Origin of the sequence: Haemophilus sp. CCUG 66565, assembly GCF_001679495.1 — a bacterium.
Classification (GTDB): domain Bacteria; phylum Pseudomonadota; class Gammaproteobacteria; order Enterobacterales; family Pasteurellaceae; genus Haemophilus; species Haemophilus haemolyticus_K.
The window spans coordinates 68,486-94,018 of the sequence record NZ_LZOX01000018.1; the positions used below are offsets into that span (position 1 = coordinate 68,486).

The 25,533-nt window shown below is 40.0% G+C and carries 12 protein-coding genes and 4 tRNA genes; 9 read left to right on the plus strand and 7 right to left on the minus strand.

Going from position 1 to position 25,533, the window contains the following annotated elements:
• Nucleotides 1-79 precede the first annotated feature (79 nt).
• Nucleotides 80-5,335, plus strand: a complete 5,256-nt coding sequence (locus tag A9501_RS09360) for a YadA-like family protein (RefSeq protein ID WP_065265687.1) — start codon at nucleotides 80-82, stop codon at nucleotides 5,333-5,335.
• A 76-nt stretch (nucleotides 5,336-5,411) separates the two neighbouring features.
• On the opposite strand, the gene coaA is transcribed toward A9501_RS09360, so the two are convergent.
• A complete protein-coding gene (gene coaA, locus A9501_RS09365) occupies nucleotides 5,412-6,347 on the minus strand; it encodes a type I pantothenate kinase (protein WP_065265688.1) in 936 nt (311 codons plus the stop codon).
• 214 nt (nucleotides 6,348-6,561) lie between these two features.
• Here coaA and A9501_RS09370 point away from each other — a divergent pair.
• The 5 genes from A9501_RS09370 to tuf all read left to right on the plus strand — a co-directional run bounded on the left by A9501_RS09370 (nucleotide 6,562) and on the right by tuf (nucleotide 8,234).
• Nucleotides 6,562-6,637, plus strand: a tRNA-Thr gene (locus tag A9501_RS09370).
• A 29-nt stretch (nucleotides 6,638-6,666) separates the two neighbouring features.
• Nucleotides 6,667-6,751: transfer RNA gene (locus A9501_RS09375), tRNA-Tyr, on the plus strand.
• A 42-nt stretch (nucleotides 6,752-6,793) separates the two neighbouring features.
• A tRNA-Gly gene (locus A9501_RS09380) sits at nucleotides 6,794-6,868 on the plus strand.
• A gap of 3 nt (nucleotides 6,869-6,871) precedes the next feature.
• Nucleotides 6,872-6,947: transfer RNA gene (locus tag A9501_RS09385), tRNA-Thr, on the plus strand.
• A gap of 102 nt (nucleotides 6,948-7,049) precedes the next feature.
• Entirely contained in the window at nucleotides 7,050-8,234 is a 1,185-nt protein-coding gene (gene tuf, locus A9501_RS09390; RefSeq protein ID WP_005636071.1) for an elongation factor Tu, read from the plus strand.
• Nucleotides 8,235-8,397: 163 nt separating this feature from the next.
• Here tuf and ppx read toward each other — a convergent pair whose 3' ends face one another.
• The 6 genes from ppx to ilvY all read right to left on the minus strand — a co-directional run bounded on the left by ppx (nucleotide 8,398) and on the right by ilvY (nucleotide 17,806).
• On the minus strand, nucleotides 8,398-9,927 hold the full coding sequence (gene ppx, locus A9501_RS09395; protein WP_065265689.1) for an exopolyphosphatase: 1,530 nt from the start codon (nucleotides 9,925-9,927) through the stop codon (nucleotides 8,398-8,400).
• 7 nt (nucleotides 9,928-9,934) lie between these two features.
• Nucleotides 9,935-13,831 (minus strand): autotransporter assembly complex protein TamB, encoded by a 3,897-nt coding sequence (gene tamB / locus A9501_RS09400; protein ID WP_065265690.1) that lies wholly within the window; start codon nucleotides 13,829-13,831, stop codon nucleotides 9,935-9,937.
• 9 nt (nucleotides 13,832-13,840) lie between these two features.
• Nucleotides 13,841-15,577 (minus strand): autotransporter assembly complex protein TamA, encoded by a 1,737-nt coding sequence (gene tamA / locus A9501_RS09405; protein WP_065265691.1) that lies wholly within the window; start codon nucleotides 15,575-15,577, stop codon nucleotides 13,841-13,843.
• Nucleotides 15,578-15,699: 122 nt separating this feature from the next.
• Nucleotides 15,700-16,017: a thiosulfate sulfurtransferase GlpE gene (gene glpE, locus A9501_RS09410; RefSeq protein WP_065265692.1), complete on the minus strand. Its 318-nt coding sequence runs from the start codon at nucleotides 16,015-16,017 to the stop codon at nucleotides 15,700-15,702.
• On the minus strand, nucleotides 16,018-16,896 hold the full coding sequence (gene rarD / locus A9501_RS09415) for an EamA family transporter RarD (protein WP_065265693.1): 879 nt from the start codon (nucleotides 16,894-16,896) through the stop codon (nucleotides 16,018-16,020).
• Between the two features lie 31 nt (nucleotides 16,897-16,927).
• Complete coding sequence (gene ilvY / locus A9501_RS09420) at nucleotides 16,928-17,806, minus strand: HTH-type transcriptional activator IlvY (RefSeq protein ID WP_065265697.1); 879 nt, start codon at nucleotides 17,804-17,806, stop codon at nucleotides 16,928-16,930.
• A gap of 543 nt (nucleotides 17,807-18,349) precedes the next feature.
• Here ilvY and ilvC point away from each other — a divergent pair.
• The 3 genes from ilvC to A9501_RS09435 all read left to right on the plus strand — a co-directional run bounded on the left by ilvC (nucleotide 18,350) and on the right by A9501_RS09435 (nucleotide 25,506).
• Nucleotides 18,350-19,828 carry a ketol-acid reductoisomerase gene (gene ilvC, locus A9501_RS09425; RefSeq protein WP_049364180.1) on the plus strand — a complete coding sequence of 493 codons (1,479 nt, stop codon included), beginning with the start codon at nucleotides 18,350-18,352 and terminating at the stop codon, nucleotides 19,826-19,828.
• A 71-nt stretch (nucleotides 19,829-19,899) separates the two neighbouring features.
• The gene (locus A9501_RS09430) at nucleotides 19,900-22,506 is read left to right on the plus strand and encodes an autotransporter outer membrane beta-barrel domain-containing protein (RefSeq protein ID WP_065265694.1); all 2,607 of its coding nucleotides are present in this window, start codon (nucleotides 19,900-19,902) and stop codon (nucleotides 22,504-22,506) included.
• Between the two features lie 318 nt (nucleotides 22,507-22,824).
• Nucleotides 22,825-25,506 (plus strand): YadA-like family protein, encoded by a 2,682-nt coding sequence (locus A9501_RS09435; RefSeq protein ID WP_065265695.1) that lies wholly within the window; start codon nucleotides 22,825-22,827, stop codon nucleotides 25,504-25,506.
• The last annotated feature ends 27 nt before the right edge of the window (nucleotides 25,507-25,533 follow it).

The following is a 25,533-nucleotide window of genomic DNA, read 5'->3' on the forward strand; positions in this document are numbered from 1 at the left end:
TTTAGTCGTTTATCTACTATTTTTCACAAGTCGAGCAATGGACTGACATTTATCTATTCAATTTTAGGAGAAAAACTGAATGAACAACATTTTCAAAGTAATTTGGAATCATGCCACCCAAACTTGGACTGCTGTAGGTGAATTGGCATCAGCCAAAGGCAAATCAAAATCTATAAAATTAGCCGTAATTTCTACCGCACTTTTTTCTACTGGAGTATATGCTGCAGAACATACAGCTGCTGATAATTTAATCGCGATATCTAATGATGCGGCTGTAGGCTCCTCCGTTTCGGACGCCGAAAAACCGCAAGCACTCGGTAAAAATGCGATTGCCGCCGGAAGAAAGGCAAAAGCAGAAACTGCTAACTCGGTAGCCATCGGTCCGAGCGCCGAAGTTCTGAGACAGCTCCCGACAGATTTCAATTCAAATGGTATTGCCATCGGTGCACAGGCGCGTATCGAGCCCAAAGTTAACGGCAATGCCGAAACAGACACTTTCCACAATTCGATTGCAATCGGTACGCGTACACTTGCAACGGCAAGTAATGCCATTGTGATCGGCCGTGAAGCAAGCGCTATGCGCAATCAAAATTCCGCAACTTATCAAAGTGGTGAAAATATCATTGCCATCGGTAACAGCGCTAGAGCAGACTGGGAAAAAAGCATTGCCATCGGCACAAATTCCAGCACCGTCTCCCCTGAAGCTATAGCAGTTGGTACCAATTCCATGGCATCCGGCGGCGGTGAAAAAGGCGGCGTCGCCATCGGCTCGATTGCTCATGCCAATCACGTCGGCACAGTAGCCTTGGGCTCCGGTTCCAATGCAAGTAATGAGAACAGCATTGCAATGGGTTTTAAAGCCAGCTCAGTTCGTAAAAATACAGTTACGGTAGGCCCTAATGCTTTCAGTAAGGGCGACAATGCCGTAACTATCGGTGATGGCGCAATGTCCGGCTGGAACAGTGCAAACCGTGCGGTTACAGTTGGTGCCAATGCACATACTGTAACGGATGACGGCCTGTCTGTCGGATACAATGCATTTGCCGGCAATTTCCGCTCTACTGCGATTGGTAAAAATGCCGTCAGCTATGGCGCGCAAGCATTGGCATTGGGTTCTGCAGATGCAGGTGGCGGCGTAAATAACGCATCTCCCGGAGCCTCCTACCAAAAAAGCACGATGGCCATCGGCAACAATTCATCTGCCTTAGGCACAAACTCTATTGCCACAGGCAACGACAATATCGCATTCGGTACCGGAGCAACAGCCGGTGTCGCGCAAGCATCTGTCGACGGCATCAAAACAGCTTATGCGGATTACCGTAAGGCATACGAGACATACGCCAATTTGGACAAAACGGCTGAAAATGCAAAAGCCAATGCCGGCGCGCTCAAAACTATCGTTGCCGACCTTTCGACCAATCTAAGAATATTCCATGATAACTATACGCAAGATGGCGTTTTATACAAACATGCCGCTGAGTTCAAAACCGCCTTGCAAACGGCAGGCCACAGCTTTGAAGAGCTGGAAACGCTGACGAATGAATTTGCAAGAGCCGTAGACACCTCAGATGGCAATATTGCAAAAGTCCTTGCTAAAAAAGCGGACATTCAAAAATTTGCCGATATCACTGATACACAGGTTGGCGGGAAAAACGAAAGATTGGCCCATCTTGTTGCCTTGGCGAAAAACCTGAACAACAAGATTGCTGAATTAGAAAACGCAAATACTGCGTTTACAACAGCAGACAAAGCACGAACTGACGGTAAAGCCGCACACGATGCTGCTAAAACAGCTTTTGAGAAAAGCTATGCCGGCAAGAATGCAACCAATGCCATCGCAATCGGCGCATCTTCCGAAACTGCATCTAACAGCTCTACCGCAGTAGGTCACAAGGCTAAAGTAAACGGTATCTCACCTAATGCAGTGGCAATCGGTACTAATACCCGTGCAGGTGAGTCAGACAAGGTTACACGTGAGGGCGCAGCTCGATACTTCACTACTAATGCATCTAATGCAACTGCCGTAGGTTCAGACAGCCTGGTTGCTTTAGAAAACTCTACTGCCGTTGGTTACAACAACATAGTAAGGGCCAAAAACGCAGGGGCATTTGGTGCTAAAAATAGAGTGGGTCAAATGAATTACGAGGTTTCAGGCCCGAATTCTGCTTCTGCTACGCCTAACGGTGGTGAAGGTTCATTCGTTGTTGGTTATAACAACCGCGTATGGACAAACAACGTAATGGTGCTGGGTAATAACGTCAGCGTTAGAGGCAACACGCCAGAAAAACGTGAAAATGCCGTAGTGTTGGGTAACAACAGCGACGGCGGCCCGACCGTGAAAAAAGTCAACTCCGCCAATGTAAACGGTATGGTGTACAGCGGTTTCAAAGGCAACTTGGGCGCAACCAAAACAGATGGCTCTGAAGCTGAAAAAGCAGATAATCAATTGCAAGGCCGTTTTGTTTCTATCGGTGCGGCAACTACAGATAAAGACGGCGCTACCGTTTACGGCGAACGCCAAATCAAACACGTTGCAGCGGGTGAGATTTCTTCTACCTCGACCGATGCGATTAACGGTTCGCAACTTTATGCAGTCGCTTCCGGCTTACGTGATGCCTTCCCTGTGGTTTATACCGATGCATCAGGCAATAAAGTCGTGAAATACCCTGACGGCAAATACTACCCTGAAGGTACGACTTTTGGTGCAGACGGCACCCCGTCCAATCCGGCTGTAACCAATGTTATCGCTTCTATGAACAACCCAGACAACACCGAAGCAGGCAAAGCGGGCGATAACGTAACCTTAACCAACGTGGCACCGGGTGCGAATACTTACGACTTCGACAAAGACGGCAACCCGTTAGTCAAAATCGGGGATAAATACTATGCTCAAGATAACGTTGAAAATGGTGTACCTAAAAAACCAGATGAGACAAAAACTCCAGCAACAGAAGCAGAGAAAGACCCGTATGAAAAAGCAGCTACAGGCTTGGCTAATTTGGAAGGTTCCAAAGGCAGCAATGCCCTAACCGTTGCCGATGCGAATAAAATGGGCTGGGTGGTTTCTGCTAATGGTAATGATTATGCCGATAACGTAACCAATGCACGCCAAGTTCGCTTCAACGGCAAAAACGGTATTAAAGTAACGGGTAACACCGACGATGAGACCGGCATCCGCAATATCAACATCGAGTTGGAAAAGAGCGATGTGGTTAAAGCGGGCGAATATAAAATCGGCGATAAGACTTACGTCAATGTCAACGGCAAGCTTTACGACAAAGACAGCATCGATCCGAAAACAGGAAAAGAGAAACCGAATGCACAACCTTCTGACTATACTGTAGATGATAACGGTAATGTGACTAATACCAAAAAACCAACGGAAACAGTAGCAGTAGATAAAGGTGACAACTTTGTTAACGGCAACACGGTTTACAAAGCAATCCAAGAATCCGGTTGGACTGTAGGGAAAGCGAAAGATGCCCTTGCAAACGACAAATTCGAAAATAAGGATGAAAAAGTTAATCCGAATGATGAAGTTCGTTTTGCAGATGGCAAAGGTATCACAGTAAAAACTGCGACTGTTGATAAAATCGATGCTAAAGGTGACAAACAAACCACAACCGTGGTGAAATTTGACACTGATTTGCCTATTAATTACGCAAACGTGAAAAATGCAGCTGGTGATAATTTAACACAAGCGAATGATGGTAACTGGTATAAAGCAGCCGATGTTAATGCAGACGGTACGTTGAAACCGACCGACGGCAAAGCGCCTGAAGCTCAAAAACCAGTGAAGACAGGGGCAACTTTAGCTGATGGTAAGTCAAACGCTACTACCCCATATAAAAATGAGGATGTTTATACTTACACAACAGATCCTAAGACAGGCGAAGTAAAAGCTACACCAAAAGGTTATGATGCAGCAAAACCTGAGAATAAAGATTCGATTGTGAAAGGTAAAGACGGCGTTCAATTAAATAATGTAGGCTGGGCTGAAAAACCTGATCAAGCGGTAAATAAAGACCAACTCGACCAAACAGTAAACAAATCGGGCTTCTTTGTTCAACAAAACGGTAAAACAACCGTAGAAAAAGCTGAAGACAAAGAAGAAAAAGATCCGGCGAAATCTGAAAAAGTAACGCCTAATGATGTGGTTAACTTTGTAGATGGTAAAGGTACTACGATTAGAGCAGTAACTAAACGTGATGCTAACGGCGTGGATACCACAACGGTTTCTGTAGATGTAGACACCAGCAAGTTAAGCGTGCCAAAAGGTGCAAATACCATCGCCTATAACGATGCCGGTGAGCAGATCGTAAAAGTAGACGACAAATACTACAAACCGAGCGACTTGACCAATGGCAAGCCGAATACCGGTGCAGTAGAACAAAAACCGGCTACACCGGCAACGGACAAACCAGTTGATCAGGCGAAAAATGGTTTGGTTGATTTAGCCAACTCAAATGCTGGAAACGCAATGACCGTCAAAGATGCGCAAAACCTGGGTTGGGTCGTTTCAACCTCCGACAACAACAAAGCCGCACCTGTGAAAAATGCGGATGTAGTTGACTTTAAAGCTGAGCCAAACACAGGCATTACCGTGAAAGGCGATGTTAAAGACGGCAAGATGACCGTAACCGTAGGCAACGACTACTTCAAAGCAAACGCTACCGGCGAAGCTGCGAAAGCAACCGGACCAAACAGTGTGGCAATCGGCGGAAACAGCAACGCTGCCGTTGAAGATGCAGTTGCCATCGGCAACGGTGCCGCAGTCAAACCGGAAGCAGCCAAAGGCTCTGTCGCAATCGGAGCAGGTGCGCAGGCAGGTAAAGCACATACCGGTGCTTACAGTCTGGATCCTTCGGCAACTGTTGCAGGCCAACCAAGCGACGCCACCCGTGTCGTTTCCGTAGGCAGCAAAGGTAACGAAGCGCAAATTCAAAATGTTGCAGCAGGTGTTGTGTCTAACACCTCAACAGATGCTGTAAATGGTAGCCAATTACATGCAACTAATGTTCAAGTGAATAATCTTAGTCAGGTTATTAACAATCATGCAGGTGAACTTAACCGCCTAGACAGAAAAGTCAATAAATATGGCAAAGAGGCTCGTGCTGGTATCGCTGGTGCAAATGCAGCAGCTGCGTTACCACAGGTTTATACACCAGGTAAATCAATGGTTGCCGCAGCAGCTGGTACCTTCAAAGGTCAAAATGCTTTAGCGGTTGGTTACTCTCGTGCAAGCGATAATGGCAAGGTGATCTTTAAACTTCAAGGTAACGCAAACACCAGTGGTGATGTCGGTGCCGGAGTTGGCGTAGGTTACCAATGGTAATGGCATAATCGTCCATGATGGGATTTTCCCATCATGAATAAATCCTAAAAGTGCGGTGAAAATTCACCGCACTTTTTTATTTTCTTAGCTTCACCAATTCTACTTCGTGATTTTCCCCTTTTTTTAGAATTAAATTGGCTCGTTCTCGTGTTGGCAATATGTTCTGATTAAGATTTAATCCATTAATTTCATCCCAAATTTTGCTTGCTGTGGCAATGGCTTCTTCTTTTGATAACTTTGCATAGTGCTTGAAATAAGAATTAGGATCAGTAAAGGCACTTTCACGGAATTTTAAAAATCGTTTGATATACCATTCTTTTAATAAATGTTCTTCTGCATCAACATAGATGGAGAAATCAACAAAGTCAGACACGAAGGTTTGATTTGCTTTATTGTTGCCTGTTTGTAGCACATTTAATCCTTCTAAAATGAGAATATCCGGTTGATCGACAACATCAAATTTATTGGGAATAATGTCGTATGTCAGGTGAGAATAAATTGGTGCATGAACGTTTCTTTTACCCGATTTTACATCAGCAAGAAAGCGAATGAGTTTGGGCGTGTCATAGGAAATGGGAAACCCTTTCTTTTGTAACAGATTATTTTGCTTGAGTTTCTCAAGTGGATAGAGAAAGCCATCAGTAGTAATAAGTTCAACTTTTCGCTCTGTTGGCCAATGGGAAAGAAGGGACTGTAATATCCGTGCAGATGTGCTTTTCCCTACAGCCACACTGCCAGCAATACTGATAATATAGGGAATTTTAGTATTGTTTCTGCCGAGAAATCGATGTAATACCGTTTGGCGACGTAAATTCTCATCGATGTAATAATTAATTAAGCGTGTCAGGGGTAAATAAATTGTGCTGACTTCATCCAGTGAAAGTTCTTCGTTAAAACCTAGGAGAGGCTTAAGATCTTGCTCTGTGAGTTTTAACGGAACGGATTTACGTAATTCAGCCCACTGTGTGCGATTGAAGCTTAAAAACGGGGTTAATTGATTTGAAAATTCCATGATGTAGTGATTTTATCGTGAAATAAATGCGAGAAAATATACTCTATAACATGAAATTTCGCATTGATTTTTCAGCATACTTCATGATTTCTGACTAAAAAATCACATTTTTGCTTGTGATTTAAACGAATAGACAAAAAAAATAAATTTTTTAGAAAAAACACTTGTCAGGAAAAGTTTTTTCCATATAATACGCCTCACTTGCTTACGACACGCCGACTTAGCTCAGTAGGTAGAGCAACTGACTTGTAATCAGTAGGTCATCAGTTCGATTCCGATAGTCGGCACCATTCCTTCGTATCAAGTATTCATTTAGCGTGGAGGGGTTCCCGAGCGGCCAAAGGGGGCAGACTGTAAATCTGTTGGCTCAGCCTTCGAAGGTTCGAATCCTTCTCCCTCCACCATCTTTTAGATGAATCCTGATGGGACAGACGAATTTAGGACTTGCGGGCATCGTATAATGGCTATTACCTTAGCCTTCCAAGCTAATGATGCGGGTTCGATTCCCGCTGCCCGCTCCAAACGCTGATATAGCTCAGTTGGTAGAGCGCACCCTTGGTAAGGGTGAGGTCGGCGGTTCAAATCCGCCTATCAGCACCATCCTTCATTTCTCTCTTCCTTCAATTATAGCAAACAATTTTATTGGTTAATGTGGTTTAATTTACCCATCGATAACCGTGTCTATTTAGAGGGACTCTTTAAATGTCTAAAGAAAAATTTGAACGTACAAAACCGCACGTAAACGTGGGTACAATCGGCCACGTTGACCACGGTAAAACAACTTTAACAGCAGCAATCACCACCGTATTATCTAAACACTACGGTGGTGCAGCTCGCGCATTTGACCAAATCGATAACGCGCCAGAAGAGAAAGCGCGTGGTATCACCATCAACACTTCACACGTTGAATACGATACAGCAACTCGTCACTACGCACACGTTGACTGTCCGGGACACGCTGACTATGTAAAAAACATGATTACTGGTGCGGCACAAATGGATGGTGCTATCTTAGTAGTAGCAGCAACTGATGGTCCAATGCCACAAACTCGTGAGCACATCTTATTAGGTCGCCAAGTAGGTGTTCCATACATCATCGTATTCTTAAACAAATGCGACATGGTAGATGATGAAGAGTTATTAGAATTAGTGGAAATGGAAGTTCGTGAACTTCTATCTCAATATGACTTCCCAGGTGACGATACACCAATCGTACGTGGTTCTGCATTACAAGCATTAAATGGCGTAGCAGAATGGGAAGAAAAAATCCTTGAGTTAGCAAACCATTTAGATACTTACATCCCAGAGCCAGAGCGTGCGATTGACCAACCGTTCCTTCTTCCAATCGAAGACGTGTTCTCAATCTCAGGTCGTGGTACAGTAGTAACAGGTCGTGTAGAACGTGGTATCATCCGTACTGGTGATGAAGTAGAAATCGTAGGTATCAAACCAACAGCGAAAACTACTGTAACGGGTGTTGAAATGTTCCGTAAATTACTTGACGAAGGTCGTGCAGGTGAAAACATCGGTGCATTATTACGTGGTACAAAACGTGAAGAAATCGAACGTGGTCAAGTATTAGCGAAACCAGGTTCAATCACGCCACACACTGACTTCGAATCAGAAGTGTACGTATTATCAAAAGATGAAGGTGGTCGTCATACTCCATTCTTCAAAGGTTACCGTCCACAATTCTATTTCCGTACAACTGACGTAACTGGTACAATCGAGTTACCAGAAGGCGTGGAAATGGTAATGCCAGGCGATAACATCAAAATGACAGTAAGCTTAATCCACCCAATCGCGATGGACCAAGGTTTACGTTTCGCAATCCGTGAAGGTGGTCGTACAGTTGGTGCGGGCGTTGTAGCGAAAATCATCAAATAATAGATGTAGCGAAATAGTCTAAGAGACAAGTAAGAGAAAAGTGCGGTGAGTTTTCATCGCACTTTTTTGCATTTATATCGAGCCACTGGGAATAGTGAAGATAAAAAATAAGCTTTTGTGATTTTATCTCAAAAGCTTATTTTATATAGTTAGTAAGACAGGATTAATTAAAGATTAGTCCCATTTCTAAATCTTTTAGAAGATTGCTTTCAATTCTTAATTCATTCCATATTAATGGGTTTCGTTCTAAGTAACCTTCTTCAAGCGTTAAGAGCCAATTATTGTCAGATCGTTGAGTTTGAAAGGTGAACGTTTTTAGATTTTCCGTGGCTTGACGTGATTTATTGAAAATTACCGCAAGACGGAGAATGCGTATAAGCGTGATGATATCTTGTTCATGATAACGAGAAGATCGAAGAAATTCGTTTGGCTTGAGGTGACCAATATGCCAGTTAACGAGGGTGGTGAGTAAACGTTGCTGTTCACGGTCAAAACCAGGTAGTGCGATATTTTGTAAAATATAAGCAGAATGTTTTTGCAAACTTTTGTGATTGATGACAATACCTACTTCATGCAGGCGAGCAGCCCAAAGCAGGATTTCTCGCATTTCTTCAATATATGCTTGAGATTGCCAATGTTGATATTGAGCACTTAATAAATTTGCACTGTCAGCAACACGGTGAGCCTGTGCTTGATCTATATTAAATTGTTCACTTAATCCCCAAGCTGTGCGTGCACGAATGTCAGCAACTTGAAAGTTTTTTTCTAAGCTATAGATAACACCTTCACGTAGTGCTCCATCAGAATAACGCATCTGTTGAATATTAAATACCTCAAATACAGCACTTAAAATAGCCAGTCCAGGTACAAACACATCTACGCGATCAGAATTTAAGCCATTGATATTCAGTGAAGTGAAATGACCTGCCCGTAGCGTTTGAGAGATAAGGGTATTTAATCGTTCTGTGGTGATAATACCATTAGGATCAATAGTGGAGGAAATAACCTGAGAAACAGTTTTGATAGTTCCTGAGGAGCCCAGTACAGATTGCCAGCCAAGTTTACGATATTCAAAACCTAAATCTTCGATTTTATTTACCGCACTTTGACGGGCTCGTTGGAAATTTTCTACTGAAATAATTCCATCTTTGAAAAATTGAGTGGCAAAGCTGACACAACCCATATGGCGACTTTCTGCAATAAGCGGGGTAAAGTCATCCCCTATGATCATTTCTGTTGAGCCACCACCGATATCAATTACCAGTTTACGGCCTTTTTCTGGCTGGGTATGACATACGCCAGCATAGATTGTTTTGGCTTCTGTTTGCCCACTGATAATATTTATTGGATATGGGAAAACGCGGGCCGCCTGACGTAAGAATTCATCATTATTGACCGCGCGTCTTAATGTATAGGTACCGACGACGTTAACATTTTCCATCGGAAAACCTTGTAAACGTTCTGCAAATAATGCCAAACAGTTTATTCCTCGAGTAATTGCTTCTTGATTGAGTACGGCATTTTCATCTAATCCTTCTGCTAGCCTCACTTTTTGTTTTAAGCGAGAAAGGACTTGAATAGAACCATTCACAATACGTGCAATAATCATATGAAAGCTGTTTGAGCCAAGATCAATTGCTGCAATTTCACGGACATTACCACGATGTTGTGAGGGTAATATTGCGTTATTCATAAAATTCCTAAAATTCAAATTGATAAAGTAAGTCAAACACCTGGTTTGTACTAGAAACGGATTGAAAATAAAGTTGTGGCATTAAGCGGTAACGTAAGGTTACTTCTGCCAAGCCATCAAATAATCCCACACCATATTTTATTTGTAAGCGGTTAGTGAGGTTTCCGCTGACGGTTACTTTGGATTTATCACCCACACCCGATGTGCCAAGGTTTAAATCTTGGATACCAAAAGCCTCGCCAATACTTCCCACTAATTTACCGCTCTTTGAAAGCCCTAGGCCAAGTAACGCTGCCCCCACTGAACCACTAGATCCAGCCTCACCACTATTTTCTAATGAACGACCGGTTAATAAATAAGAAAGTGCTTGATCTTGTGGTTTGCTTGGTTCGCTAAAGATGGTGACATCAGGTCTATCAGCCGTACCTATTACTCTAACACCAGCAGTAATTTTGCTGTCTTCCATTGCTTCTGGATTGCGAATCGCTTCAATGTTTAACATCGGTTGTGACGGTTGGCCTGAAAAGTTAATTTGTCCTTTTCGAATTAATAAATCTTGTCCAAAAGATGCATAACGTCCTTTAGTTAAATTAATTTGCCCGAATAAACCTAAATTTCCCCTGTCTTGTTTCACAGAAAGTAAACCATCAAGATTGGTTTTCAAACCATAAGCATCAAGGCTGACGTCTTTACCAATATTGATGCGTAAATCAGAACGAATATCCATGCCTGATTTTGTTTTTGCCGCAAATTCACGTTTAATCAGTTCTTCTTTGCTCTTATGAGGGCCATTTAAAATAACTTCATCTTCGCTCACTGGCTCAGCAGTATCTGGTAAGCTATCAATTCTAATTCGCGCCCAAGGAATATCCACTGTCCCGCTTAAATTCAATTCTTTCGGATTCGCTTTTACCGTGATATTTGGACTGAAACGTAGTTTCGCCATAGAAGGAATATCCACGTTGAAATTATTTGCCTGAGCATTTAATTCTGTTGTCCAATGTTCGATATTCGCCCAGTTTGCTCGGCCAGTTAAATTTAAACGACTATCGCTAGTTTCAATTTTGCCCTGTAAAGTGGAATTATTACCGTGGAAATGTACGGCAATATCGCCATCTGTAATATTGACTGGCATAGATTTTAATTTGGTACGAATATTGCGAATATTGAAGTCGCCATTTAATAATGGTTTCTCTAAATTCCCACCGAAACTCAACTTCGAAACTACCTCGCCATTCACTGATTCACCACTAGTAAGTAGCTGATTTGCGATAGACAAGTTTAGTCGTTCTATCGCAAGGGTTCCGCCAAGTTGACGATTTTTAGCCAGGTCATTTAAATGAATATCGCCTACAATCCTGCCTTGGTTATGCACATTGATGTCTGTTTTTAAAACCAAATTGTTATTTTGAATGTCGGCGTTAAGTGTTAATTTTGGAATATCCAATTTAAACGTACGGTAATCCAATTTTTGAGAGAAAGTTAAGTGATTGCCATCTACTTTTGCGCTAAATTGGAATGGTTTATCCGTAAACCAAGCAACATTACCTTGCGCTTGTAAGTTGCCTTTGAGGCTATCTTGTTCGATAAGTTTATTAACTAAATCCAAATTAACACGTTTAAATTGGAAAGGAATATTCCCTTGCTTGCCCACATTGAAAGATTGTGGAAAACATAACTCTACATCTGTGTTTTTCCAGCAATGTGAAGCAATATTGGCTTGTGTTTGTTTGTGATCGTAAGACACCGTAATAGCTTGGTTAGATTTTACATCACCAATAGGTGTATCGAGTTTTGCTTGGGAAAGTGTGCCTTTCCACTGTTCTAAAGTGCGGTCAAAATGACCGTTAATTTGTAAATTTGCAGCAACAGGCTCACCTTGGGATTTAAGCGTTAACAAATGATTTTGTTCATCGCCAGATAAGGCGAGATCAAGTAAACGGAGTTTAACACTTTCACCGTAATGAAGTTGCTCTGCCTTAACATTGAATTGCCCTTTAGCTAAAGGATTGCTTTTGATATTCCCTTTCGCACTCACTTTAGATAATTGTAAACCTTGCAAGTGTAAATTAGACGAGACTAAATCAAGATCAAGGTTTGGATTGGTGAACTGACCAGAAATAGCCGCATGCCCTTTCACATTACCGCTTAAATCAGACCATAAACCACGCAAATTCGGTGCATCAACATCTAATATAAAATCAGAATGGTCATCTAATACCCCTCTTGCGTTAAGATGATTTTCACCATATCTAACCTGCAAATCAGGTACTGTTAGAAGTACATTTTGATTAAGTGTTGCAGAGCCTTTTAAACTAATGGGTTTTGAAGACAGTGTTCCATTTAAATCAGCTACTGGCAGTTCCACCTGCCAGCCTTGAGAGCCTGCAAAACCACGCGAATACAATTTGCCAGATAGTGTTGCAGGCATGACAGGTACATAAAAACCGATATTCATTTTTTCTAAATCGGCTTGTACATCCCAGTTTGCGCCCTCTTTCCAGTTTGCAGCCCCCACAAATTCACTTTTACCATCTAACGAAGCTATCCCCAATTTATTGACGATTACTTCATAAAGTTTGCCGTCGGCATTAAGGTCTACTTGAGATGCGGGAATATAATCCATTCCATCTACGCCACCCTTAAGTTCAGCGTGATAATTCAGTAAATCCCCCGTGAGCTTAAGTGTTACATCATTAATTTTAAGTGGCGCCATTGTGTTTACAAAAGCATATTGTCCTTTTGCCACATTTAATGTGAGGTTTAAGGGCATTTTGTCTTGTGCTAATTGCACTTCGCCATTCAGTTCAGCATCTAATACGCCTTTTGTTTTCAAAGAAAGTGCGGTGGATTTTTTCAATGATCCCGAAAGCTTAAGATCGACATCACTCGCTGGCAAAATTTCTTTTCCAGAGGATTTCAACGGCTCCAAATGGGATTTTAAAGTTAAATCTAGTGGCATATCGCCATCAAGTTGTAATTTACCTTGTGAAGAAAGATTACCCAACGAGCTTTCTATCGCTAATTTTTGTAATTGCAGTTGGTTATCGACGGTATCCGCCTGTGCAATCAGGCTTGGGATTTCAATAGATTGAAGTGTTTCACCTTTTTCATTCACCGCTTGATAATGCCAGTTTTTGCCTTTAATCGCGGGGATGTGTAAATCAAAAGGAAGAATTATTTCTGATACATTGCCTAAAAAAGCAGGCGTTAAAGATTGCTCAATCGCATCCCAATCTACAGGCTTATTCGGCTGTTCGGCTTTTAGCTCTGATTTAACTTCAGGCAATTTTTTTGAAATAACTGAAATATCGTTAATTTCAGTCGGCGCGATAGTTAAGCCTTTTTCATTATTTAAACTTACCGCACTTTTAAAATGACTGAGAGTAAGATTAGTCTGATCAACATTTACGGATAAATCTTGCACCACCAAATTTTCTGCATTGATACCAATTGGCAAGGAAATACGTTTCATCGGGCCAGACTTTGAATCATCAGGCGTTGATGGAGGCAGTAATGCTGTATTAATCGCAATCGTCGGTTTATTAAGGGTGAAATCGCGTAAACAAACCTCACGTGAAAGCAAACAACCGAAATCAAGCTGTAAACGTGCTTGTGCAATATGAGTATCAATCCCAGCGGTTTGATAATGAACATTATTGAGCACTAAGCCATTTTGTAATCCGCCTTCAATTTGCTCAACGGAAAAACTATCAAGCATTTTATCGGCAAGTTGAATTAAACTTCTTTGCCCCGCATCGAAAGAAAGCGCCCCAACAACACCTAAAACAGGCACCAAAATGACCGCACTTCCGATACAAACAGCCTTGCGCACCCAGTGTTTTTTATTAGGTTGCTCAGGTGATTTTGGTGAAGTTTCTGATGGTTGTATTTGTTCTGTCATAAATTCACCTTAAATTTCTGTACCAAGTCCGATGTAAAATTGAATATTTTTGCTGTTATCTTTATCACGAATCGGGGTGGCAATATCAAATTTAATCGCGCCCACTGGTGATGCCCAACGAACACCAACGCCTGCGCCATAACGCAATTCTTTAGTTGTGTAATCATTGGCTGCTAATCCACTATCTGCGAAGGTTGCCGCCCACCAATTCGGATAAACTTGATATTGATATTCTAAAGAACCCGCAAGTAATCGCGAGCCACCAACCAATTTTCCGTTTTTATTTTTAGGCGCAATTTTTTTATAGCCGTAACCGCGCACACTGCGATCGCCACCAGCAAAGAAACGAAGTGCGGGCGGAATTTTTTCAATCTCCTTTGTATGTAAATACCCAACTTCAGCACGAGCAACGATACGGTGATTTTCCGCATAAGTACGAATCCATGCGCTAGAGGCTTGCACTTTTACGAAAGAAGCTTCCGATAACCAAACTTTGTTACCCACATCAAAAGTAATTTTTTGTACATCGCCCCAAGTAGCAAAAGAACCGCCACGTAATCGGGTGCGAGTAAATCCGACCGTTGGATAAAGGAGGAAAGTTTTATCGGTTATATCGGCTTGTGTAAAACTGTCGTATCGCGCACGAAGTCCGCCAAAATATTGCCAGCCATGCGCGTTGTTCCAATAACGTAACGCGGACAATGTAAGCGCTCTCGTATTGGTATCATTCTCTTTTTCACCTTCCCAACCGACAGAGTAATCATAGTAATAATTTAATGGATTTTTAAGTAGAGGCATTCGATAAGTTGCCTCTAAAGTTTGTTTTGGGGCAGAGAGATAAAGATTAGTGCGGAAACTATGTCCACGGCTATTAATCCAAGGTTTTGTCCAACCAATTTGGGTGTGCACGCCACCATCAGTTGCAAAGCCCACACCGAGTTCCATCGCATTTTTTTTACGTGGATAAAGAATAATCTCCACATCCACAGTTTTGTTTTTATGATTAACATTAGGTTGAACTAATACTGAACTAAACCAATTTGAAGATGAAAAATCGCTGGTTAAATCCGATAAGTTATTCATTAAATACGGATCACCAGATTTAATATTAAGAATATTATTTAAGTAATCATCCCGAATTTGTGAATGACTAAAAGTAATATTGCCATAATGATAACGAACACCGCTATCAAATAACATTCGCCACCATGCTTGGTGGGTTTCAGGGCTGATTTCTAAACGTGAAATCTTAAATTCCCCATCAAAATATCCACGATTTAATGCTAAACGTGAGATCGCTGTTTTGTAATCATCGTAAGTTTGATGTTCAACCAAAACGCCTTCTTTTGGCAAGTTTTTACGTAACGCATCAAAATTTTCATCTTGTGCGGCTTCCCCTTCAATTTGCACATCAGTGCCCGCAATTTTTGTTGGCTCGCCAGGTGTAACATGAGCAATCAATAAATCACGTTTGCCTTGACGCTGTTTTCGTTCAAAACGCACGGAAGATTCATAATAGCCGAATACCCGCAAGCCGCGATCTACGGCTTTACTTACTAAGTGTTGATAACGTTCTGAGCCATCCATTTCTTCTTTATTGATGAGTTGAACATTAAGATCAGTATTACGAATAGCACGAAATCCACGGATACCTTGAATTTCAATATCCACCGTTTGTTCAGCTAAAGCAACTAGGCTAGGAAAAAAAAGAAAAAGTGCGGTGAGTTTTAGAGGTTTTTTATTCATGCTTAAATGCTACTAGGTATTATCGTTGCACATTAGTGGCTATAGTCTACGGATATGTAAAAGATGATCAATGCTATTTATCATTTCTTGTCATAATTTTTATGCTTGAATATGGGTAAACATTAATAAGCGGTTTCAATAGGTAATTCTGCTCGACACCAGCCATCAAATCCACCAATAATACTAAACACATTTTCATAGCCTTGTTCCACTAGAAAGGTCGCTACATTTTTACTGCTCACGCCATGATAGCAACTCACAATGATAGGGGAGTCAAAATCTACTAACTCTTCAAATTGCAAAAAACTTTGATTCGTTAAATGAAAAGCACCTTTAGGGTGCGAGAGGGTAAAGCGGGCATCATCGCGAATATCGGCTAACACCGCCCCTTGCTGAACCATTTCCCATGCTTGTTGTGGCGTAATTTCTTTATATGACATTTATAAACTTCCTTTTGCGTGCTGTTTGTACACGCCATCAATCACAACAAGAATCATAGCGAGCACTAAACAAATAAAAAGAGGGTAACTTTCGGCATCAATTTGTTCACCGATAAAAAACGACACGAAAACCATCATTATGGTTTCCACATAACCAAGTAAGCCAAGCAAATTCATCGGTAACATGTTGCTGGCAATGACATAAGCTATCAATGCGGTGCCACTAATTAATCCAAGCAACACAAGCAGCCCCCAAATATTAGGATTACTTTGTTCAACCACAGCGAAATTTGTTTGCAACGCAAAATAAATGCTAATTGGGATTAGGCTCAACATCTCTAAACAAAAAGAAGCGAGATCACTATTTTTTAATGCTTTTCGAACAGAAAAATAGGTGGTATAGCCAACACAAATCACAATAGCTTCCCAAGAAAGCCCACCTTTTAGCACGATATTAGAAATTACGCCCAATGCGGCAATCACGACTGCAATAAATTTGAACGTTGAAATACGTTCTTTAAAAATTAAGCGACCTGCCGCCACCATGACAATAGGCAAAAGCAAATAACCAAAAGAGACGCTCAATGAACTGCCATTATTCGGCGCCCAAAGAAAAAGCCACATCTGAAACCCCATCAATAAGCCGCAAAAAAGATAGGGCAATGCCAAGTGCGGTTGTTTTTTGATGAGTTTTAAACGATGAATCAACGCATTTTTCTGCTTAAACATAAACACGGAAAGGACAACAAAGGGAAACGTAAAAATCATCCGATAACCGAAAATATCCGTGCCACTCAAAGGTTTCAACAGCGTAGAAAAATAATACATATAGCCAAATAGAAACGAGGCAAGTAATGAAACGAGAACACCTTTAAACATAAGAAATCCTTATTCTAAACAACCAATCATTCTATTCTAACATCGCCCAAAATGCACGGATTAAGGGTTGTTCGAGATTCCTTTTTTGGGTACAAATAACCAATTCAAAAGGCTCGATAGGCTTATCAAGATTAAGTCTGGAAATTTGGTTATTCATTGGGCTATTGTCAATGACCGCATCAGGCAACATCGCTAATCCGAATCCCAATCCAACCATCGGAACAATCCCTTCATGCCCCGCAACGGTAGCATAAATTTTCGGGTGTTTAATATGTTTCTCCCGCAGCCATTGTTCAATCCTCTGCCGAGCATGCCCTTCAACAGGGAAAATAAAAGGCATTTGCTGCCAATTAATGGGTTTTTCCTGCAGTAATTGTGTCGCCAGACAAGCCACACGCGGTGCAATTAAAGATAAGCTAATATCATCAATTTTATGAAATACCACACTCGATGGCAGATTATTCGGCTTACCCGCAATAGCGAGATCGACTTGTTGTGTTTGAATCAACTCTAATGCAAGTGCTGGATCACCCGTCGTCAGCTGAATTTCCACTTTAGGATAACGCTGGCGAAATTCTTTAAGTACGTGCGGAAGATGGCTATAAGATGCGGTTACAGAGCAAAAAAGCTTAATTTCACCGCAAAGTTCATCTGATTCATCCTTGAGCTGTTGTTTAAATTGTTGCCAGCTTTGCCATTCTGTTTTAGCAAATTGCAAAAATTTCTCACCATATTCAGTAAGTTTGACTTGCCGATTGTCACGGATAAAAAGTGTTTTCCCTAACTCGTCCTCCAACCGTTGAATTTGACGGGAAAGAGTGGAGGGAGACATGTGGTTTTGGGTGGCGGTTTTAGCGAAGTTTTTTGTGTCACTAAGGTGGATGAATATTTGTAGGTCGTTAAATTCCATAACTTTTTTATCTATAGTAAAAATTAATTTCTTCGTTTTTTGTACTGCCAAATCTCCCCTCCCCCTCTTTGCTAAAGAGGGGAATTCTTTAGTCAATTACTAGAAACTGGCTCATTTATATTTTTATATCATAATTACTTATTTATATATTTCATTTGGATTACCGTAAAAATCAAGCAAAGAATCAAATGTTTCTTCAACATAAAAAACTTTAGTTAATGAGTTATAACTAATTCAGTTAGATTATTCATCACACCCATTAGCATATTTGATGTTAATTACTGTAAATCACGTTCTACAAAGAATTTCCCCCTCTTTAGCAAAGAGGGGTAGGGGAGATTTGGCACTACAAAAAAGAGAAGAAACTCATTGATAAAATCCAAATCGCTATTTTCAATCCAAGTCATTGCTAAAACTGCAACATTACATTTCTATAATATCACTTTACGCAATCATAAAAAATCCTATAATCAAACCACAACAAAAAAATATGCAAACACAACATCATACAATTATTCACCTTACACAATTAAGGACAACAAAATGGCTAACTATTTCAACACATTAAATTTACGTCAAAAATTAGACCAATTAGGTCGTTGTCGTTTTATGGATCGCGAAGAATTTGCAGATGAAGCAAACTTCTTAAAAGGCAAAAAAATCGTTATCGTGGGCTGTGGTGCGCAAGGTTTAAACCAAGGTTTAAATATGCGTGATTCTGGCTTAGATATTAGCTATGCCTTACGTCCTGAAGCAATTGCTGAAAAACGTGCATCATTCCAACGTGCAACTGAAAATGGTTTTAAAGTAGGTACTTATGAAGAATTAATCCCAACTGCAGATTTAGTCGTAAACTTAACGCCAGACAAACAACACTCTAAAGTGGTTGCCGATGTGATGCCTTTAATGAAAAAAGACTCTGCATTTGGTTATTCACACGGTTTCAACATTGTTGAAGTTGGCGAAGAAATCCGTAAAGACATTACGGTTGTGATGGTTGCACCAAAATGTCCAGGTACTGAAGTACGTGAAGAATACAAACGTGGTTTCGGTGTGCCAACATTAATCGCAGTTCACCCTGAAAATGACCCGAAAGGCGAAGGCATGGCGATCGCAAAAGCATGGGCTGCTGCAACTGGCGGTCATAAAGCGGGTGTTTTAGAATCTTCCTTCGTGGCAGAAGTAAAATCTGACTTAATGGGTGAGCAAACTATCCTTTGCGGTATGTTACAAGCAGGTTCTATCGTATGTTATGACAAATTAGTGGCAGACGGTAAAGATCCAGCATACGCAGGTAAATTAATCCAATACGGTTGGGAAACGATTACCGAAGCGTTAAAACAAGGCGGTATCACATTAATGATGGATCGCCTATCAAACAGCGCAAAATTACGTGCATTTGAACTTGCTGAACAAATCAAAGAAAGCCTTGGTTTCTTATATTACAAACACATGGATGACATTATTAGCGGCCACTTCTCCGCAACAATGATGGCTGACTGGGCAAATGGCGATAAAGACTTATTCGCATGGCGTGAAGCTACAGGTAAAACCGCCTTTGAAAATGCACCAAAATATGATGGCAAAATTAGTGAACAAGAATACTTTGATAACGGCGTATTAATGATCGCAATGGTAAAAGCTGGCGTGGAATTAGCTTTTGAAGCGATGGTTGCAAGCGGTATTTATGAAGAATCAGCTTACTACGAATCACTTCACGAATTACCATTAATTGCGAACACCATCGCGCGTAAACGCTTATATGAAATGAACGTGGTAATTTCAGATACTGCAGAATATGGTAACTACTTATTCTCTAACGTAGCGACCCCAATTCTTGCAAAAGAGATTATCCCTAATCTTCAAAAAGGTGACTTGGGCGAGCCAACTCCAGCAGTGGAAATCGATAACATCACCTTACGCGATGTAAACGATGCAATTCGTAACCACCCTGTTGAATTAATCGGTCAAGAATTACGTGGTTATATGACAGATATGAAACGTATCGCAGTTGCGGGTTAATTACTAAATCAGTAAAATTCAAGCCAACTTATTCAATAAGTTGGCTTTTTTTATAATCCAAAGGAATTCATATGAAAAATAATAAAATTTTTAACCGCACTTTTAAAGTGAGTTTGGTGGCTGTGGCTTTAGGATTAGTTAATTCGGCATGGGCAACAGATCTAACTTGCTCAAACTCAACAGGATGTCAGTATTCTTGGGGTGCATCACCTAATTGGACTTTCAACAAAAACCAACAAACATCAATTAGTGATGCAATTAATGTAACTATTACACCAGGAAACTACCAAAATATCGCTAAAACTGATATCGGAACTAGCATGCATGGAGGACAACCACTAGCCTCTAGTGATTCACTATTTGGTATTTTTGACCTTACTGATAGAAATAATCAACTTACTATTAAATCTGGTGTAAATGCCACACTTAAAGAAGACTACCCTTCAAGTTCACTTTTAGATATATCGGGGGCAGTTGCTACTTTAGAAAAAGGCTCAAAACTCATTGTTGAGAAAAATTACGCACAAATTCACAATATAACTGATGCTTATGGTGATTCAAGTGGCAACTCAGCGATTGAATCTCGTGGTGGCAAAATTAATACAGAAGCTGATATTGAAATAAATAACGATGGTTCTAGCGCAATTGAATCTCAAAAGACCTCTGTTATCAATTCATCCAATCATAGTATCAAGATGAATGGAAAGAATGATATTGCCTACGCATTATATGGTGCAGAAGATATAGCAAATATCAGTAATGTACAAATTACTGGAAATCAAGATATGCAATTTGCTTTTGACATCGGTACAAATGATGAGAATGCGGCTCAGACGGTTATAGCTAATGGTTTAAATGTAACTCTTAACAATAAAAGTGGCTTATTCACCACATCAGATAGCGGATCGCAAATAATAACACTAAAAAATTCAGAAAGTAATACAGGTTATGGTTTACTCGCATTCCCATTGGGCGATGAGCAGTTAGTTAAAATTAATTTAGAAAATACAACATTAAATGCTACTCAAGCATTAATCTCGCTTAATGATAAAAACCTCCCTCTTGAAGCAGAAGATAATGATGCATCCAATTCTACACCAGCTGGAGTCTATCATCTAAACCTTACTGCAAGTAAAAACTCCAAACTAACTGGCGCAATTCTTGAAAATCCAGATTGGCCAGTTAAGAATGAAATCAATTTATCTATGTCTAATAGCCAATGGAGTTTCAATAAATCAAGCACATTGAATAACTTAGATGCTAACAGTTCTGACATTACATTTACTCCAACTTCTGAATATAAAACATTAACAATTAAAGATAACCTCACTGGTTCTAGCACATTTAACCTCAATACCAATATTGCTGAAAATAAAAGCGATAAAATCGTTGTTAAAGGTACTGCCGAAGGTAATCATAAAATTGGTGTCACTAACCAAGGTGCAAATGTTGCTAACGGAAAAGTGACACTTGTAGAAACCAATGGCGGCAATGCAGCATTTAGCTTAACCAATGCCAACAATCGTGTAGATTTAGGTGCTTACCAATACTTCCTAACAAAAGAAGGAAATAATTGGGTATTAGCTAACTCTAAAAATGTGGTTACTCCAACTCCTCCTGTTGCACCCGTTACCCCAAGTAACCCTGTAGTGAGTCCAAGCAATCCAGTGGTAACTCCAAGTAACCCTGTAGTGAGTCCAAGCAATCCAGTGGTAACTCCAAGCAATCCTGTGGTGACGCCAAGTAATCCTGTGGTGACTCCAAGTAATCCAGTAGTACCACCTGCAGATCCAGTTCTACCAAGTACACCATTACTCTCAGACTTAGCGAATGCACAAGTTTCTCTTCGCCAAGCACAATTGCTTTTAGTGGAAGATGATTTAAGCGGCATTCATCAGCGTCTAGGTGAAGTGAAAAACGGTGAAAAAGGTAATGTATGGGTTCGTAATGTGAATTCTCGCCAAAAATTAGCCGCACTTTCGACTGGTGACAGTGAAACTTCTGGCTTTAAACAAAACGTACATCGCGTACAAGTGGGCGCTGATGCTGCTGTAACTTATAACCTCCGTGTTGGTGGATTTGTTGGCCGCAGCCAAGCTAACGTTGATTTTAATGGTTATTACGGTGATGGCAAAGTAAGAAGCAATAGCGTGGGCTTATATGCAGCTTACCTTGCAGATGACGGTATTTATGTAGATAACATCATGAAATACAGCCGTTTACACGCTAATTCAGATCACACTGAAAAACGTCATTACAATGCTTATACGATTTCGAGTGAATTAGGTAAACGCTTTAGTCTTGCAAACGATTGGACAATCACACCGCAAGCACAATTAGCGTGGACACATATTTCATCACAAGAGAATGAAGATAGCTTATTTTCTGTGTATTCTCGAATTGGTTTACGTGTAGCCAAAGGCTTTGCATTAAGTAATGGTTGGAATTTACAGCCTTATGCAGAAGTGAATGCGATTACTAGCAAAAACCGTAGCAGCAAAATTCATTACACAAACAGTGCGCTTGATGTCGCAAGCAGCCGTGGACGTTTTGAAAGTGCGGTCGGTTTAAATGCTGGATTTGCCAATCATCGCTTTGGTTTAGAAGTAAGCCGTGCTGACGGTAAAAACTTTGACAAACCTTATGCAATTCAAGCGATTTATCATTATAGCTGGTAGTATCTTACTAAACATACCTCTTAAAAGTGCGGTGAATTTTCACCGCACTTTTGTTTGCCCTAACTAAATATTCAAATATCTTATAAATTCTAGACTCTTTTAGCTATTAAGAGAGAAATGAATTCGATTACTCTGTTGTGTATCAAGGATACCACGTGCTGTCAAATCGATGATTCATGATTATATTTCACTCAAAATAAAATAAAAAATATGAGCGAGATCACAAAATGAATACTTTTTATAAGTATGTAGAACCCTACAAATGTATAATTAAGTCGATCATCAATTTTAAATAGTTCAAAGATTGAGGAGAATATTTTGAAAAAACATACAATTCTTACTACAGCAAAAAGCTCAGTAGCCTTATTGCTCTTTACATTGCCTTTATCTTCTAACCTTGCCTATTCTGCCCCGTCCACAACGGGTGAAGGGAATATTGTCACAGGCGATCATGGCGTTGCAACTGGCTATAACAATGCTGTAACAGCTAAATATGGTTTGGCTCAAGGTAATAATTCAGTTGCAACAGGTGGCAATATTTCTCGTAAAGAATTTGATGAAAAATCAAACGAAAGAAAGCAAACGGTTGCTGATAAAAACAAAGCAGAAAATGAACTTTCCGATATAAATAAAAAAATTGAAGCCAGCAATAAAACTGCTGAAGATCTGAACAAAAGAATTAATGAAATAACAAATTTAATCAAACAATCTAACGATAAAAAAAATCAAGTTGTTACTTCACTGAATAATGATTTGGCTAATAAACAAAAAGAATTAGCCAAATTAGACAAAGAGCGGGAAGAGGCTAAAGAATACGCTAGTCATTATCCTTCAATCTATTCAGAGGATGAAAGTGTTTCGATAAAATTCCTGAAACAACTTAAAGAACTTGATTGGAATAAACTTTCGGACAATTCTGCAGGAACAACTGGAGTACAAAAACTAGCAAAAGACCTAAAAGAGCGAGTTGAGGCTGATTACCCTAATGTTTCTGAAATTAAAAAATTTGGTATAGATAAATATGAAATTATAGTTAATGGATATGATAACGCTAGAGGATCATTTGAATATAACGAAGAAAAGATAAAAGATACTATTAGATCTAGAAATAAACAATACTTATTTTACACAGGAGCTGGAAGAGATCTAAGTTCATACGCATCTGATCATGATGGCATTACAGATTTACTAAAAAATGTAACTTCTGTAGCTCCTGTAAAAATTACAAGCATCGATAACATACCAAGCCGAATTACAGATGACTTTTTTTCATCCCAAAAACAAGAGCGTTATGTGCAATTTTCTACCCTACTGAAAATGATAAGTGAAAATAATGTCATAAGTGATTTAAGTAAAGCTTATAAGCTTGATAAAATAAATTCTCAGAATTATTACAAACCAAATTACGTAGCAAATACTGTATTTTATCTTCCGCCAATAAAAGCTAGTGATGATCAAATAAATCACAGTGATTTTTTATTAACTAGTCACAAGTACCATTCAGGCGATTTCGATTACCTGGGTTATGATGAGAATAATAAGAAAGTCGAATTTCGCTTTGAGGATAAAGATAAGGCAAAACACTACCTTTACTATGGTCAAACGCAAAGATTTTTTGATGAATTTTTTGACGGAGTAAAAACTAACACTCCTCAGGATGTGAAGCGTTTAAGTGAATGGGTAGATAGATTTTATAATGACTTTGATAATCTAATTGATCGTGAAGCACCTGAGGAAAAATGGCTTTTTGATAAACAGGACTTTCTTAATCAACTTAAAGATGTGGAACGTTTTGCTAAGAAAATTTCAGATTATATAGCTGTTTATGATAAGTCAATCGCAGACCCAACTCTAGAAAATAGAGGTAAACGAGACAATTTATATAAAGAAATCGCTAAGCTGAAAGACGATCCTAAAAATTATTATGAAAATATTAAATTTAAATTTAAGGAATCTACCAAGAAATTATGGAATAAATATGCTGACGAGACAGCAAAAGAATTAACTGATTGGGCTAAAAAATTGAAACTTTATGACCCATACAATGATGTTGTTAAGGGGATAACTGAAGAATCTGAAAAAGCCCAAAAAGCCTTAGATGACGCTCAAATAAAATTTGAGAAGATGGAAGAAGAAATCAAAAATCTTACATCTCAGATTGATAATTTAAAATCACCATCCGATTCTGAAAATTCAAATGAGTTAAAACAAAAACAAGAAGAACTTACAAAAAAACAAGCAGAAAAAGAAGAGCTTGAAAAAGAGCGAGCCAAAAAAGAAAAAGCATTAAAAGAGTTAGAGGAAAAACTAACACATCATTTTTCTAACATTGGTGAAAACTCAATTGCCGCAGGGAAAGAATCCTTTGCGAGCGGTACAAATTCAATTGCTATCGGCACCAAAAATGAGGTAACAGGTAATAATTCTGTAGCGATTGGTGCAGGGAATAAAGTTGCATCACATAATGTTATGGTATTAGGCAATAATGTCACTGTTGATGCAGGATTTGATGGTGCTGTAGTATTAGGTAATGAATCTGCGCCAAGTAAACCAATGCCTGTAGAAAGTATCACTATTCAAGGCACAACTTATCGATTCGCAGGTACAAATCCAACATCAACTGTCAGCGTAGGTGCCGAAGGTAAAGAGCGTCAAATTACGCACGTTGCAGCAGGTCGTATTACCAGTACATCAACGGATGCGATTAACGGCTCTCAACTTTATTCTGTTGTCGAGGCTATTAATCAAAAAGTCACCCAACATAATAAAATGCTGAAAGCGGGGATTGCTGGTTCTGCTGCAATAGCTGGATTACCACAAGTGCGAGGTAATGGTAAATCTATGGTTTCTGCGGGTGCAGGAAACTTCAAAGGACAAAATGCTATCGCAGTGGGATATAGCCGCTCAAGTGACAACGGTAAAGTGTTATTCCGCCTAAGTGGAAGCACAAATACCCAAGGCGATGTGGTGAGCTCCGTTGGTGTAGGCTACGAATGGTAAGTTAAGAAACAACAAGTGCGGTGAAAT